Below are 14,481 nucleotides of genomic sequence, written 5' to 3' on the forward strand. Positions count from 1 at the left end.
CGAAGCATCGGACACGATATCCGTGGGCGCGTGGGAAGCCAAGTCCCCTGCTCAACGAGCTGCGGGCGGCCCGAGGCAACCCGCTCAGTGCACGCGCCGCTGCATCGCGTCCCGCACCTCGCCGACGAGCTCCTCCAGGATGTCCTCGAGGAAGACGACGCCCAGAGCGCCCGGACCGCGGTCCGGTGCGGCGCCGTCGGGCAGCGCGGTCACGACGACCGAGCCGTCCGAGACGCCGCCCTCGCGCTCCGAGGTCCCCTCGTCCACGCGCGCCAGGTGCGCGCCCGAGCGCTGCATGGCGCGCAGGGTGTCCTCGATCTCGTCGCCCGGCTCGGCCGTCGCGAGCGCGCGCACCCGCCACGACGGCACCGGCCGGAAGCGGTCCTCACCGCTCGCGTACAGCACGTCCTTGAGGTGCAGGTACCCCACGAGCTCGCCGTGCACGTCGGCCACCGGGAAACGGCTGAACCCCGTCTTGGCGACCAGGCGCTCGATCTCGTCGGGCGTGCACCCTTCGACCACCGTCACGAGACGGTCGACCGGCACCATGACCTCGGCCGCCGTGCGCTCCGAGAACTCGATGGCCCCCGAGAGCAGGCCCTGCTCGTCCTGCAGGAGCCCCTCGGCCTGCGAGTGCTCCACGATCGACTGCACCTGCTCGGCCGTGAAGACCGACGCGACCTCGTCCTTGGGCTCCACCCCGGTCCAGCGCACCACGTGGTTCGCGAGCCAGTTGAGCGAGACGATGATCGGCCTGAGGATGCGGCCCAGCACGACGAGCGGCGGACCGAACCACATGACGGCCTTCTCCGGTCCCGACACCGCGAGGTTCTTGGGGACCATCTCGCCGAGCACGACGTGCAGGTAGACCACGATCGCCAGCGCGATCACGAAGGCGATCGGGTGCGTCAGCGACGGGCTCACACCCAGGGCGTGCAAGGGCACCTCGATGAGGTGCGCGACGGCCGGCTCCGCGACGACACCCAGCCCCACCGAGCACACCGTGACGCCGAGCTGGGCGCACGCGAGCATGAGCGAGACGTGCTCCATGGCCCACAGGACCGTCTGCGCCCGGCGGTTGCCCTGCGCCGCGAGCGGTTCGATCGCGCTGCGCCGGGCGGAGATGATCGCGAACTCCGCGCCCACGAAGAACGCGTTCGCGGCCAGGAGGAACAGGCCCAGGAGAAGGGCTGCGGTCGAGCTCATCGCGCACCTCCAGGCGTCCGGGGGGAGCCGCCCGCGCGCGGGGCCGCGCCCGGCGGGGGTCCGGGCGGCGCGAGCACTCGCACCCGCAGACGCTCGACGCGGCGCCCCTCCATGGCCTCGACCCGCAGCACGACGTCGCCGGCGCGGACCTCGTCACCGACCTCGGGCACCCGGCCCAGGTCGGCCATGACGAGCCCGCCCAAGGTCTCGTACGCACCGTCCTCGGGGACCTCGAGCGCCGTCGACTCGCGGAGCTCGTCCGGCCGGATGACCCCCGGCACGATCCACGAGCCGTCGGTCCCGCGGGCCACCCCGGCCCGTCGGGGGTCGTGCTCGTCCGCGACGTCCCCCACGAGCTCCTCGACCACGTCCTCGAGGGTCACGACCCCCGACGTCCCGCCGTACTCGTCGACGACCACGGCCATCTGCAGGCCGAACCCGCGCAGCTCGACGAGAAGCGGCCCCAGCGCGACCGTCTCCGGGACGCGCGGGGCGTCGACCATGAGCGCGGCTGCGGGCACCTCGGCGCGACGCTCGTGCGGCACCCCCACGGCACGGCGCAGGTGGACCAGGCCGAGCACGTCGTCGCGGTCCTCACCGATCACGGGGAAACGGGAGTGCCCCGAGGTACGGGCGAGCGCCACGACGTCCTCCGCCGTGTCGTCGCGACGCAGGACCACCATGCGCATGCGGTCCGTCATGACGTCGACCGCGCTGAGCTCGTCGAGCTCGATCGAGTTGGTCAGGAGCGTGGCCACCGAGGTGTTCAGGGTGCCCTCCTGGGCCGACCGCTTGACGAGGGCCGCGAGCTCGGACGCGGAGCGCGCGCCCGACAGCTCCTCGCGCGGCTCGACGCCCATGCGGCGCAGGATCGCGTTCGCCGAACCGTTGAGCACCGAGATGACCGGGCGGAAGAGCTTGGTGAACTGCCGCTGGACCGGGACGACCTGGCGGGCCGTCGCGTACGGGGTCGACAGCGCGAAGTTCTTGGGGATGAGCTCGCCGAAGAGCATCGAGAAGAGGTTCACGACGACGAGCGCCAGGACCACCGCCAGGACCGTGGCCGCGCTCGCGCCGAGGGCCGTGCTCCCGAGGGCGTCGCCGATGAGGTTCTGGAGGGCCGGCTGGGCCGTGTAGCCGAGCAGGATGGTCGTGATGGTGATGCCGACCTGCGCCGAGGAGAGCTCGGTCGACAGGTGCTTGAGACCGGCCCGGACGCTGCGGTCGCGGCGGCTGCTGCGCGCCTGCGTCCCGGGGACGTCCGCCTCGCGCACGCCGTCCGGCGCTGCACCTCGCGCCGTGCCATGCCCGGCGACGTCGGCGTCGTCGTCCTCATCGCTCCCCGGCCTGGCCAGGACGGCGGGGTCGAGGGTCACGAGGGAGAACTCGCTCGCCACGAAGACTGCGGTACCTGCGGTCAGGAGCACCCCCAGCGCGACCATCAACCAGTCGCCTACCACGGGGTGCTCCACGGATATCGGGGTGCGCTCTTCATCGTGGAGACGATGTTATCGGGCCAAGGCGCGGCGTCCATCCGGAGCGGGGACGCGGCTCCCGGCTCCTGGCCAGCACCGGACGAGCACCTGACCAGCACCGAACGCCCACCGGAACACCACGGACACCGGCCGATCTTCCGTCCGTCGTGCGACCATCGTCGCCCCCTTTGTGCCACGCTGGTGCCATGACAGCCAGCGCATTCCCCACCGGCACCGGCGCGACGAGCGCTGGTGGTCCCGCAGGCACACCCGCGCAGTCCGCGAACATCCTCGTCGTCGAGGACGAGCCGGCGATCGCCACGGCCATCGCCCAGCGCCTGAGCGCCGAGGGCTGGCGCGTCGAGGTCGCACGCGACGGGCTCTCGGGCGTCGAGGCCGCGACCCGCCTGCGACCCGACGTGATCGTGCTCGACGTGATGCTGCCGGGCATCGACGGCCTCGAGGTCACGCGCCGCATCCAGGCCGAGCAGCCCGTCCCCATCCTCATGCTGACGGCGCGCGACGACGAGACGGACATGCTCATCGGGCTCGGGGTCGGCGCCGACGACTACATGACCAAGCCGTTCTCGATGCGCGAGCTGGTCGCCCGGGTCAAGGCGCTCCTGCGGCGCGTCGACCGCGCGGCCCAGGCGGCGACGGCGACCCCCACGGACCCGCCCATGGTCGTGGGCGACGTCGTGATCGACCGCGCCCAGCGGCGCGTGCACCGCGCGGGCGAGGAGGTCCACCTGACCCCCACCGAGTTCGAGCTGCTCGTCATGCTGGCCAGCTCGCCCAAGACCGTCCTCACGCGCGAGCGTCTCCTCGCCGAGGTCTGGGACTGGGCCGACGCGAGCGGGACCCGCACGGTCGACTCCCACATCAAGGCGCTGCGCCGCAAGCTCGGACCGGACCTGATCCGCACGGTCCACGGGGTCGGGTACGCGTTCGAGCCCCCGGTCGCGTGACCTCCGGCCCCCGGACCATCCGCCCCCACCTCCCGGACGTCCGGCCCCTCGACTCGTTCCGGTCGCTCAAGATCAAGCTCGGCGTGCTGGTCTTCGCGACCGTCACGCTCGCGGTCCTCATCACGTGGCTCGGGCAGCAGAACAAGCTCGGCCCAACCCGCACGTTCCCCCTCGCGATCGTGCTCTCGCTCCTGCTCACGCAGATCCTGGCGCGCGGCATGACCTCGCCCCTGCGCGAGATGACGGCGGCCGCGCAGTCCATGGCCGACGGCGACTACACCCGCCGCGTGCGCGCGACGAGCCGCGACGAGGTCGGCCAGCTCGCGGTCGCGTTCAACATCATGGCCGAGGACCTGGCGTCCTCGGACCAGATGCGGCGAGAACTCATCGCGAACGTGTCGCACGAGCTGCGCACCCCCATCGCGGCGCTCCAGGCCCAGCTCGAGAACGTCGTCGACGGCGTGAGCGAGGCGAACCCGGCGACCATGGAGATGGCGCTCGCCCAGACCGAGCGCCTGACCCGCCTCGTGACGTACCTCCTGGACCTGTCCCGGATCGAGGCGGGCGCCGCGGCCCTCAACTTCCAGGACATCCCGCTCGGTGACTTCCTGGAGGAGAACGCCGACGCCGTCTCGATGGTCGAGGCCGGCAAGCAGCTCCAGTACGTGGTCGACGTGACCCCCGAGGACCTGACGCTGCCCGCGGACCCCGAGCGGTTGCGCCAGATCATCACCAACCTGCTCCAGAACGCGATCCGGCACTCGCCCCAGAACGGCGAGATCCGCCTCGAGGCGTACCCCGTGGACGACGACGTGGTGATCGAGGTCATCGACCAGGGACCGGGCATCGCGAAGAAGGACCGCGAGCGGATCTTCGAGCGCTTCGCGCGGGGCAACGCCCCCTCGCAGGGCCACTCGTCGACCGGGGGGACCGGGATCGGGCTCGCGATCGTGCGCTGGGCGGTCGACCTGCACGGCGGCCGCATCGAGGTCGCGGACTCCCTGCAGGGCGCGACCATGCGACTGACCTTCCCGGCCCGTCCTCAGCCCCACACGACGGGGCTGCCGGACGACCTTCCGGAGATCCTGGGACATCCCGGGACACCTCGGCCGACCGGCCAGGAAGGGCGCTCTGCGGACGACGCAGAGTGAGATCTTCGTCACACTCGGTGGCATCCATACCCGGGGATGGTCTAAACGACCTGACCTTTGGTCAGCGAACAGGTCGCTGTTGCCCCCCTGTTTGCCTCTGGCAGACGTCCCGTGAAGAACCGGCCGACACCCTGCACATTTCCGCCGACCAGGGCCTCGGCGAGCGGGTGGGAGGGCCTAGGCTTGACGGGTCCGGTTCCGGACTAGGTACCCGATATCCAGTGACGATCAGTGGTGAAAGTGGGCGATCCTCGCGTGTCCCCGAAGGCTGAGTCAGAGTCGATCAGCGCAGCAAGTTCTGTGTTCGGCGCCAACGAATGGCTCGTCGACGAGCTCTACGAGCAATACCTCAAGGACAAGAACGCGGTCGACCCCGCGTGGTGGGAGTTCTTCGCGGACTACCGTCCCGGGGACAAGGCGAGCGAGGTGAACGGGAGCAGCACGCCTGCCGCCCCCGCAGCCCCCGTCGCCGGGACCACGACGCAGCCCGTCGCGACCCCGGCCCCCGCGGTCCAGATCCCGGCGAACGCACCGGCAACGCCGCCGGCCCGCACGGCCGCCGTCCCCGCGACCGACGGCTCGGCCGCCGGCGAGTCGGCGCAGCGCCCCAAGTCCCCCGTGGTCCCCGCCGACCCGACCGTCAACGCCGCGATCGCGGCCGTGAAGGCCAACCGCCCGGTCGCGACCGCGCAGCCGGCGACGGCCCCGTACGCCGCGGTCGCCGCAGCGAAGTCGAAGTCCGACACGCCCGACGCCGCGGACGACGTCCAGAAGCTGCGCGGCCCCGCCGCGCGCGTCGTCGTGAACATGGAGGCGAGCCTCGAGGTCCCCACGGCGACCTCCGTGCGCGCCGTGCCGGCCAAGCTCATGGTCGACAACCGCATCGTGATCAACAACCACCTCGCCCGTGGGCGCGGCGGCAAGATCTCGTTCACGCACCTCATCGGGTACGCGCTCGTCGAGGCCCTCGGCGAGATGCCGGCCATGAACGCGAGCTACACGCAGCTCGACGGCAAGCCTGCGGTGAACAACCCGGCGCACGTCAACTTCGGTCTCGCGATCGACCTCGCCAAGCCGGACGGCACCCGCCAGCTCCTCGTGCCGAGCGTCAAGAAGGCCGAGCAGATGGACTTCGCCCAGTTCTGGGCGGCCTACGAGGACCTGGTCCGCCGGGCTCGCGGCAACAAGCTCACGGTCGACGACTTCGCCGGCACCACGATCTCGCTCACCAACCCCGGTGGCATCGGCACCGTGCACTCGGTCCCGCGCCTCATGCAGGGCCAGGGCACGATCATCGGCGTCGGCGCCATGGACTACCCCGCGGAGTTCGCGGGCGCCTCGGTCGAGCAGCTCGCGCGCCTCGGCGTCTCGAAGGTCCTGACGATCACGTCGACCTACGACCACCGCATCATCCAGGGCGCCCAGTCCGGCGAGTTCCTGCGCATCCTCGGCACCAAGCTGATCGGTGAGGACGGGTTCTACGACCGCGTCTTCGCTGCGCTGCGCATCCCCTACGAGCCGGTCCGCTGGACCCGCGACAACACGACGGACGCCGAGATCGAGGCCGCCAAGCCCGCCAAGATCGCCGAGCTCATCCACTCGTTCCGCTCGCGCGGCCACCTCATGGCGGACACCGACCCGCTCGCCTACCGCCAGCGCAAGCACCCGGACCTCGACGTCCAGACCCACGACCTCACGCTGTGGGACCTGGACCGCACCTTCCCTACGGGCGGGTTCGGCGGCAAGACCAAGTCGACGCTGCGCGACATCCTCGGCCTGCTGCGCGACTCGTACTGCCGCTCGATCGGCATCGAGTACATGCACCTCGCGGACCGCGCCCAGCGCCGCTGGCTCCAGGAGCGCCTCGAGTCCGGGTACGCCCGCACCCCGCGCGAGGACCAGCTGCGGATCCTGCGCCGCCTGAACTCCGCGGAGGCCTTCGAGACCTTCCTGCAGACCAAGTTCGTCGGCCAGAAGCGCTTCTCGCTCGAGGGTGGCGAGTCCGTCATCCCGCTGCTCGACGCGGTGCTGTCCAAGGCGGCCGACGGCGGCCTCGACGAGGTCTGCATCGGCATGGCCCACCGTGGCCGCCTCAACGTCCTCGCGAACATCGCGGGCAAGAGCTACGCGCAGATCTTCGCGGAGTTCGAGGGCAACCAGGACCCCAAGAGCGTCCAGGGCTCGGGCGACGTCAAGTACCACCTCGGCACCGAGGGCACGTTCTCGGCCGAGTCGGGTGCGCAGACGCGCGTCTACCTCGCGGCCAACCCCTCGCACCTCGAGGCGGTCGACCCGGTGCTCGAGGGCATCGTGCGCGCCAAGCAGGACCGCATCGACCTGGGCGGCGACGGGTTCTCCGTCCTGCCGATCCTCATCCACGGCGACGCGGCCTTCGCGGGCCAGGGCGTGGTCCCCGAGGTCCTGAACCTCGCGCAGCTGCGCGGGTACCGCACGGGCGGAACGATCCACGTCATCATCAACAACCAGGTCGGCTTCACCACGGGCCCGTCCTCGTCGCGCTCGACGCTCTACTCGACCGACGTCGCCAAGGGCTACCAGGTCCCGATCTTCCACGTGAACGGTGACGACCCGGAGGCGTGCGTGCGCGTCGCCGAGCTGGCCTTCGCGTTCCGCGAGCAGTTCGACCGCGACGTGATCATCGACATGATCTGCTACCGCCGCCGCGGGCACAACGAGGGCGACGACCCCTCGATGACGCAGCCGCTCATGTACAACCTGATCGAGGCCAAGCGCTCGGTGCGCAAGCTCTACACCGAGAACCTCGTCGCACGCGGCGACATCACGCTCGAGGAGGCCGAGCACGTCCTGCAGGACTACCAGGCCCAGCTCGAGCGCGTCTTCACCGAGACCAAGGAGGGCGGCTTCACCCCGTCGCCCGCGACCGAGCCCGTCGCGGGCCTGGAGCGTCCTGAGTCCCAGCGTGAGGACGCCGGCACGATGGTCGGGTGGAAGACCGCGATCGACCAGTCGATCATCGAGCGCGTGGGTCAGGTGCACGTCTCGCCGCCCGAGGGCTTCACGGTCCACCCCAAGCTGGCTCAGCTCCTCGAGAAGCGCAACCAGATGTCCGCCAACGGCGGCATCGACTGGGGCTACGGCGAGCTGCTCGCCTTCGGCTCGCTGCTCGTGGAGGGCACGCCCGTGCGCCTCGCCGGGCAGGACTCGCGTCGCGGCACGTTCGTGCAGCGCCACGCCGTCCTGCACGACCGCGAGACGGGTGCCGAGTGGACCCCGCTGCTGTACCTGTCGGCGGACCAGGCGAAGTTCTGGGTCTACGACTCCTCGCTGAGCGAGTACGCGGCCCTCGGCTTCGAGTACGGCTACTCGGTCGAGCGTCCTGACGCCCTGGTGCTGTGGGAGGCGCAGTTCGGCGACTTCGTCAACGGCGCACAGACCGTCATCGACGAGTTCATCTCCTCGGCCGAGCAGAAGTGGGGCCAGAACTCCTCGGTCGTCATGCTGCTGCCGCACGGCTACGAGGGGCAGGGGCCGGACCACTCGTCGGCGCGTATCGAGCGCTTCCTGCAGATGTGCGCCGAGAACAACCTCACGGTCGCGCAGCCCTCCACGCCGGCGTCGTACTTCCACCTGCTGCGTCAGCAGGCGTACGCCCGCCCGCGTCGTCCGCTCGTGGTGTTCACACCCAAGCAGCTGCTGCGTCTCAAGGCGGCCGCGTCCGGGGTCGAGGACTTCACGACCGGCACGTTCCAGCCGGTGCTCGGGGACCCGACGGCGAACCCCGCGTCCGTGGACCGCGTCCTGCTCTGCACGGGCCGCGTCTACTACGACCTGGTCGCCGAGCGCGCCAAGCGTGGGGACGACAAGACGGCCATCGTCCGCCTCGAGCAGCTCTACCCGCTCGACGTGGACGGCATCCGCCGGGAGCTCGCCAAGTACGCGGGCGCCGAGGTCGTGTGGGTCCAGGACGAGCCGGAGAACCAGGGTGCGTGGTCGTTCGTCCACGTGAACCTGCCCGAGGACCTGCCTCGCGTCCGGGTCGTCTCACGCCCCGCGTCGGCCTCGACCGCTGCCGGTACGGCCAAGAAGCACCAGGCACAGCAGGCCGTCCTCCTCGAGCAGGCGTTCGCCCGCTGAGCAGGACCCGCACGCTGAGCCCCTGAGGGCTACGACGAAGGCCGCCTCCCTGGACGGGGAGGCGGCCTTCGTCGTGCGTGCGCGGGAGGTCTACCAGCGGCCGTGGACCTGCTCGCGCAGGTAGCGGTCGTAGATCTCCCGGACGCCCGACGCGAAGAGGGGGCCGATCACCTCTGCGGAGCCGGCCTCGGCGTTGGCGCGGGCCTGGTCGACGTTGCGAGCCCCCGGGATCACGGTCGAGACACCGGGCTGCTGCCAGATCCAGGCGATCGCGGCCTGGGCCGGGGTCACGTCGGGTCCGAGCACGTCGTGCACGAGCGCGGTGAACTCCCCCGCCGCGGTGAGGCCGGTCGCGAAGTCGACCCCGGAGAAGGTCTCGCCGACGTCGAACGCGGAGCCGTCGCGGTTGAAGCTTCGGTGGTCGTTCTCGGCGAACGTCGTCTCGCGCGTGTACTTCCCGGACAGCAGGCCCGACGCCAGCGGGACGCGGGCGATGATCCCCACCCCTGCCTCGGAGGCCGCGGGGAGCACCTCGTCGAGGGGCTTGATCCGGAACGCGTTGAGGATGATCTGGACCGTCGCGACGCCGGGGCGCGCGATGGCCGCGAGCGCCTCGTCGACGGTCTCGACGCTCACGCCGTAGGCCGCGACGGCTCCCTCGGCCACGAGCGTGTCGAGCGCGTCGTACACCTCGTCGTCGTCGACGACCGACGACGGCGGGCAGTGGAGCTGGACGAGGTCGAGCCGGTCGGTGCGGAGGTTGCGGCGCGAACGGTCCGTCCACTCGCGGAAGTTCGCGAGCGTGTAGCTCGCGGGCTCCTGCGGGGCTCGTCGGCCCATCTTGGTCGCGACCGTGATGCCTGCGCCGGGGTTGTCCGCGAGGTAGGACCCGATGATCTCCTCGCTGCGGCCGTCGCCGTAGACGTCGGCGGTGTCGAAGAAGGTCACGCCCGACTCGGCCGAGGCGTCGAGCACGGCGCGGGCGTCGGCCTCGCTGACCTCACCCCAGTCCGCCCCGAGCTGCCAGGTGCCGAGCCCGACGACCGAGACCAGTCGTCCGGTGCGTCCGAGCACTCGTCGTTCCATGTGTTCCTCCTCGTCCTGCGGGTGGTGCTCCCGCTCCCGGAAGGACCGGGGACGGTGCGTCGCTGGGCCGTGCCCCCGAGAGGGTGGCGCAACCGGGTTCTACTGTCCCTGCTCGACGGGCGTTCCGCACCCAGTAACGTGTGTGATCGTGAACATCCACCCGCCCTCCGGTTCCCAGATCCACATCGAGCACGGTGACCACCGTGCCACGCTCACGGAGGTCGGTGCGACCGTCCGGACGTACTCGGTCGCCGGGCGGGACGTCTTCACCCCTTTCGGCGAGGACGAGCTCGCCCCCGCGTCGCACGGTGCCGTGCTGCTCCCCTGGCCCAACCGCCTGCGCGACGGGCAGTACACGTTCGACGGGATCGAGCACCAGCTCCCGGTCACCGAGGTGCCGCGGAGCACTGCCATCCACGGCCTGGTGTGCTGGGAGCGCTGGGACGTCGTCGAGCAGTCCCCCTCGGCCGTGACCTTCGAGCTGCACCTCGTCCCCACGCCCGGCTACCCGTTCGACCTCGTGGCCCGCGTCACGTACGCGCTGAGCGACGCGGGGCTGCGCGTCACGGCCCGCACGACGAACGTGGGCACGACCGACGCACCCTACGGCGTCGGGTTCCACCCGTGGCTGTCCCCGGGCGACGCATCGGTCGACGAGTGCACGCTGCGCCTCGACGCGCGCACGCGCGTCACCACGGACGAACGGCTGCTGCCGACGGGCACCGAGCCCGCGGCGGGCGACTACGACCTGCGTGAGCCCCGCCTGCTCGCGGGCATCGACCTCGACGACGCGTACGTCGACGTCCTGCGGGACGAGGACGACCTGTCCTGGATGCGCCTGGCCGCTCCCGACGGCCGCACGGCAGCGGTGTGGATGGACCCCTCGATGGGCACGTGGCAGGTGTGCACCGGCGACCACGTCTCGGCGGCCGGGTACCGGCGCACGGGGGTCGCGGCCGAGCCCATGAGCTGCGTCGCGGACGCGTTCCGGACGGGCGAGCGCCTCGTCCGGCTCGCCCCCGGGGCCTCGCACGAGGCCGTGTGGGGTGCGACGCTCCTCTGACGCGATGCCGCCCGACCGGCCGGACATCCCGCACGGGAGCCCGGTCGTGACAGACAATGGTGCGCGAGCGAACGAGGAGCACATCACCGTGGGAGAACCTGAAGTACGGATCTGCGTGGTCGGCGACGAGCTGAGCGCGGGCGTCGGCGACGCCAAGGGCCTCGGCTGGGCCGGGCGCGTGGTCGCGCGCACCCGTTTCCCGGGGACGGCGATGATCTTTCCTCTCGCGATCCCGGGCGAGACGACGACGGCGATGAGCCAGCGCTGGGACGCCGAGACGAGCAGGCGTTTCGACCACGACCCCGAGGCCGACAACCGGCTCGTCCTCGCCCTGGGCCGTCACGACCTCGACGCGGGCCTGTCGGTCGCGCGGTCGCGCCTGAACCTGGCGAACGTCCTGGACGTGGCCGAGCACCGTCGTCTGCCGACGTTCGTCGTCGGCCCGCCGCCGGGCCGTCCCGAGGACAACGACCGGGTCGCCGAGCTCTCGGCGGCCTTCGCGGACGTGGCCAACCGGCGGCGCGTCCCGTACGTCGACACGTTCACGCCCCTGGTCACGCACGAGCAGTGGCTCGCGGACCTCGCGACGAGCGGCGGCGGGTACCCGGGCCAGGCGGGCTACGGCCTCATGGCCTGGCTCGTCCTGCACACGGGCTGGCACGCGTGGCTCGGCCTGCCCGACGACGTCACGTAGGCCGGGCGTCCGGCCCGCCGAGGGCGACGCTCCCGCCCGCCGAGGGTGACCGGACCGGGCTGATGCGACGACAGCGGCCTGCGGCCGCCCCGTGCAGGGGCGACCGCAGGCCGCTGTCACGTCTCCGGGCGCAGGCCGCCCGGTGTCGTCAGCCCCGCGAGACCGTGAGGTTGCCCGAGACCGTGCTGACCGACACGTAGGCGCCGCTCGTGCCCTCGGAGTGGTCCACGGACGTGGTGCGGGACTGCGCGCTGGGGACGGGGGCGCCGTCGAGCACGACCTTGCCCGTGACCGCGCGCGCCTTGAGGTTGACCCCCGCGCCCTCGCTCAGTCGCAGCGTGACGTCGCCCGAGACGGTCTTGGCGGTCACGAGAGGTGTCGTCTCGCGGGCCTCCACGACCACGTCCCCGGTGACCGTGCTGATCGTGACCCGTCCGAGCGCGCCCTCGGCCTCGACGCGGCCCGAGGCGGTGCCGACCTTGACGTCCCCGTCGTGCGTGGTGACGGCGACGCGGCCCCCGACGGTCTTGACCGAGAGCGGACCCACGGTGTCGGTCACGGTGACCGCCCCGTCGGCAGTCGTGACCGACACGGGGGCACGCGTCCCGCTGACGGTCGCCGCCGCGCGTGCGGTCGCGATCTTGACGGGCAGGTGCGCCGGGAGCACGACCCGCAGTGTCGCGGTGTCCTTGTCCTTCAGGCCGCGCACCCGGTCCACGACGCCCTCGACGCCGTCGAAGTCGTACGCGATCTTCAGCTCGCCCGCGTGCGTGGTGACCCGCAGGGGCCGGGGGCTCACGTCGGTCACGTCGACGGTCGCGCCGGACTCGCGGCTCGGGTCGCTCACGACCTCGACCGCCCCGTTGTTCAGGCCCACGACGAGCGACGCCACGTCGGCGACCTCGATCTGCTGGGGTGCTGCGATGACCCAGGACTCGGTTCCCATGTCGTTCTCCTTCGTCGTCTGCGTGTGGTGCTGGTTCGTGTCGTGCTGGTTCGTGTCGTGCCGGCCGTACCGGTCGGCCGGACCCTCCGCCGCGGGGCCGCCGGTCACGGCAGCGTCCCCCGGACCGCCCGCCGGGCGGAGTCCAGGACCGTCCGCAGCGTCTCGAGCGTCAGCTCGGTGACCGCGCTGCTCGCGTCGGCTCGCCGGAGGTCGGCGCGGACGTCGTCGCGGAACCGCTGCACCATGGCCTCGGCCTCGACACGGCGGGCGTAGGACTCGCCGCGGCGAGGGTCCGGGGTGGCGGCGGGCCGCGGGCGGACACGCGCCTCCTGGGCCGCGGCCGCGAGCTCGGCGCGCAGCCCCTGCATCGAGCCCTCGATGTCGGCGCGCAGGGCGTGCGCCCGTGTGCGCACGGTCTGGGCGATCCCGTCCTCGAGCGCCGCGACGTCCGCCCGGCGGGCCGCGACCTCGGCCCTCCCGGCGGGCGTGAGCTCGTACGTGGACTTGCGGGCGCTGTCGCTGCGCCGCACGAGGCCCTCCCCCTCGAGCCGGGCGAGGCGCGGGTAGATGGTGCCAGCGCTGGGGCGGTAGGTCCCCCCGAAGCGGTCGCTCAGCTCGGTCATGAGCTCGTAGCCGTGCTTGGGCCCGGACTCGAGCAGCGCGAGGAGGTAGAGCCGGAGCTCTCCGTGGGCGAAGACGGAGGCCATCAGCGGTCCGCCGGTCCGTCCGCGGGCCCGCCGCCGGTCCACGTCGCCCGGCTGTCCGCCGTGCCCCACGGGGCGCCGTCGCCCGGGTACGCGTCGGTCGGGGCGTCGTCGTACGACCACGGGTGGGCGCCCGTGCCGGTGGCCTGACCGGCGGGACCGTCCCACGCGGCGGCGTCCGCGGGCTCGCCGCGCAGCACCGTGACGTTCCCCGAGACCGAGTTGACCTGGAGCTTCTTTCCCGGGGTCCCGGACGGGCCGGCCTGGCGGTAGGCGCCGCCGGGCGTGCCGCGGTGCTCGACGCCGTCGACCACGAGACGACCGCTCACGCAGCGCAGCGTGTAGTCGAGGCCGTCGGGCTCGGGGACGCGCACCAGGACGTCGGCCGAGACCGCGTTGACGTTCATCACGTCGGGCGTGGCGCTCGAGTCGAGCGTGACGTTCCCGGAGACGGTGTTGAGCTTGACGTCGGTCAGCGCCCCGGAGGCCGTGAGGTCGCCCGAGACGGAGTCCATGACGAGGGTGCCCACGTGGTCGCGGACCGTGACCTCGCCCGAGACCGTGTCGACGCGGACCGCGCCTGTCGTCTGCGTCGTCATGACCGAACCGCCGACCGTGGCGACCGAGACCTTCGCCTGGGTGCCGGCGACGAGGCCGTCGCCGCGCACGGTCGCGAGCTTGACCCGCACGTGTGCGGGCACGCCGACGTAGACGTCCGCGCGGTCCTTGCCGCGGTAGTTGCGGAACGAGTCGAGGAAGCCCTGCCAGCCGCCCGTGGGCGAGTACCCGACCGTGAGGCGGTCGCCGTCGAGACGCACCTCGAGCGGGCGCCCCTCGATCGAGTGGACCTCGACGCGGACGCCGGGCTCGTCGTGCACCACGACGTCGATGCGTCCGTTGAGCAGGTTCGCGTCGAGGCGGTCCACGGGCCCGACGTCGATCGTCTGCGGACCGGTCACGGTCCAGTTCTCGGTCGCCATGTCTCTCCTCGCGTTCCTGCGGTGTCCCACCCGGTCCCATGAACGCGATGTATCGCGTTTCTGGTCACACGATATATCGCGTCTTGGACCAG

11 protein-coding genes are annotated in these 14,481 nt (G+C 71.9%); 5 read left to right on the forward strand and 6 right to left on the reverse strand.

Annotated elements, in window-relative coordinates; translation table 11 throughout:
* Positions 1–84: 84 nt before the first annotated feature.
* A complete protein-coding gene (locus H9640_RS11310) occupies positions 85–1,206 on the reverse strand; it encodes a hemolysin family protein (RefSeq protein ID WP_191790809.1) in 1,122 nt (373 codons plus the stop codon).
* Positions 1,203–2,666 carry a hemolysin family protein gene (locus H9640_RS11315; protein WP_204809646.1) on the reverse strand — a complete coding sequence of 488 codons (1,464 nt, stop codon included), beginning with the start codon at positions 2,664–2,666 and terminating at the stop codon, positions 1,203–1,205. The genes H9640_RS11310 and H9640_RS11315 overlap by 4 nt, the downstream gene beginning before the upstream one ends.
* Positions 2,667–2,887: 221 nt before the next feature.
* On the opposite strand from H9640_RS11315, the gene H9640_RS11320 reads away from it, so the two are divergent.
* The 3 genes from H9640_RS11320 (at position 2,888) to H9640_RS11330 (ending at position 8,916) form a co-directional block, all read left to right on the forward strand.
* Positions 2,888–3,649, forward strand: coding sequence for a response regulator transcription factor (locus H9640_RS11320; RefSeq protein ID WP_225227069.1), 762 nt, complete (start codon positions 2,888–2,890; stop codon positions 3,647–3,649).
* Positions 3,646–4,800: a sensor histidine kinase gene (locus H9640_RS11325; protein WP_191790810.1), complete on the forward strand. Its 1,155-nt coding sequence runs from the start codon at positions 3,646–3,648 to the stop codon at positions 4,798–4,800. The genes H9640_RS11320 and H9640_RS11325 overlap by 4 nt, the downstream gene beginning before the upstream one ends.
* A gap of 255 nt (positions 4,801–5,055) precedes the next feature.
* Entirely contained in the window at positions 5,056–8,916 is a 3,861-nt protein-coding gene (locus H9640_RS11330; protein ID WP_191790811.1) for a multifunctional oxoglutarate decarboxylase/oxoglutarate dehydrogenase thiamine pyrophosphate-binding subunit/dihydrolipoyllysine-residue succinyltransferase subunit, read from the forward strand.
* Between the two features lie 90 nt (positions 8,917–9,006).
* Here the strand turns inward: H9640_RS11330 and H9640_RS11335 are convergent, their stop codons facing one another.
* On the reverse strand, positions 9,007–10,002 hold the full coding sequence (locus tag H9640_RS11335; protein WP_191790812.1) for an aldo/keto reductase: 996 nt from the start codon (positions 10,000–10,002) through the stop codon (positions 9,007–9,009).
* A 148-nt stretch (positions 10,003–10,150) separates the two neighbouring features.
* On the opposite strand from H9640_RS11335, the gene H9640_RS11340 reads away from it, so the two are divergent.
* Together H9640_RS11340 and H9640_RS11345 are read left to right on the forward strand one after the other, a co-directional pair.
* The gene (locus H9640_RS11340) at positions 10,151–11,065 is read left to right on the forward strand and encodes an aldose 1-epimerase family protein (RefSeq protein WP_318243746.1); all 915 of its coding nucleotides are present in this window, start codon (positions 10,151–10,153) and stop codon (positions 11,063–11,065) included.
* An 88-nt stretch (positions 11,066–11,153) separates the two neighbouring features.
* Positions 11,154–11,759 (forward strand): GDSL-type esterase/lipase family protein, encoded by a 606-nt coding sequence (locus tag H9640_RS11345; protein WP_318243747.1) that lies wholly within the window; start codon positions 11,154–11,156, stop codon positions 11,757–11,759.
* 148 nt (positions 11,760–11,907) lie between these two features.
* On the opposite strand, the gene H9640_RS11350 is transcribed toward H9640_RS11345, so the two are convergent.
* The 3 genes from H9640_RS11350 to H9640_RS11360 form a co-directional block, all read right to left on the reverse strand.
* Positions 11,908–12,705: a DUF4097 family beta strand repeat-containing protein gene (locus H9640_RS11350; RefSeq protein WP_191790815.1), complete on the reverse strand. Its 798-nt coding sequence runs from the start codon at positions 12,703–12,705 to the stop codon at positions 11,908–11,910.
* Between the two features lie 104 nt (positions 12,706–12,809).
* On the reverse strand, positions 12,810–13,412 hold the full coding sequence (locus H9640_RS11355) for a PadR family transcriptional regulator (RefSeq protein ID WP_191790816.1): 603 nt from the start codon (positions 13,410–13,412) through the stop codon (positions 12,810–12,812).
* Entirely contained in the window at positions 13,412–14,389 is a 978-nt protein-coding gene (locus H9640_RS11360; RefSeq protein ID WP_191790817.1) for a DUF4097 family beta strand repeat-containing protein, read from the reverse strand. The genes H9640_RS11355 and H9640_RS11360 overlap by 1 nt, the downstream gene beginning before the upstream one ends.
* Positions 14,390–14,481: the final 92 nt, after the last annotated feature.

This window comes from Oerskovia gallyi, assembly GCF_014836745.1.
GTDB classification, from domain to species: domain Bacteria; phylum Actinomycetota; class Actinomycetes; order Actinomycetales; family Cellulomonadaceae; genus Oerskovia; species Oerskovia paurometabola.

What these genes read in the sequence shown, in the direction of transcription:
- H9640_RS11310 (WP_191790809.1), bottom strand. Translation starts at nt 1,206, where the DNA reads ATGAGCTCGACCGCAGCCCTTCTCCTGGGCCTGTTCCTCCTGGCCGCG.
- H9640_RS11320 (WP_225227069.1), top strand. Translation starts at nt 2,888, where the DNA reads ATGACAGCCAGCGCATTCCCCACCGGCACCGGCGCGACGAGCGCTGGT.
- H9640_RS11335 (WP_191790812.1), bottom strand. Translation starts at nt 10,002, where the DNA reads ATGGAACGACGAGTGCTCGGACGCACCGGACGACTGGTCTCGGTCGTC.
- H9640_RS11350 (WP_191790815.1), bottom strand. Translation starts at nt 12,705, where the DNA reads ATGGGAACCGAGTCCTGGGTCATCGCAGCACCCCAGCAGATCGAGGTC.
- H9640_RS11355 (WP_191790816.1), bottom strand. Translation starts at nt 13,412, where the DNA reads ATGGCCTCCGTCTTCGCCCACGGAGAGCTCCGGCTCTACCTCCTCGCG.
- H9640_RS11360 (WP_191790817.1), bottom strand. Translation starts at nt 14,389, where the DNA reads ATGGCGACCGAGAACTGGACCGTGACCGGTCCGCAGACGATCGACGTC.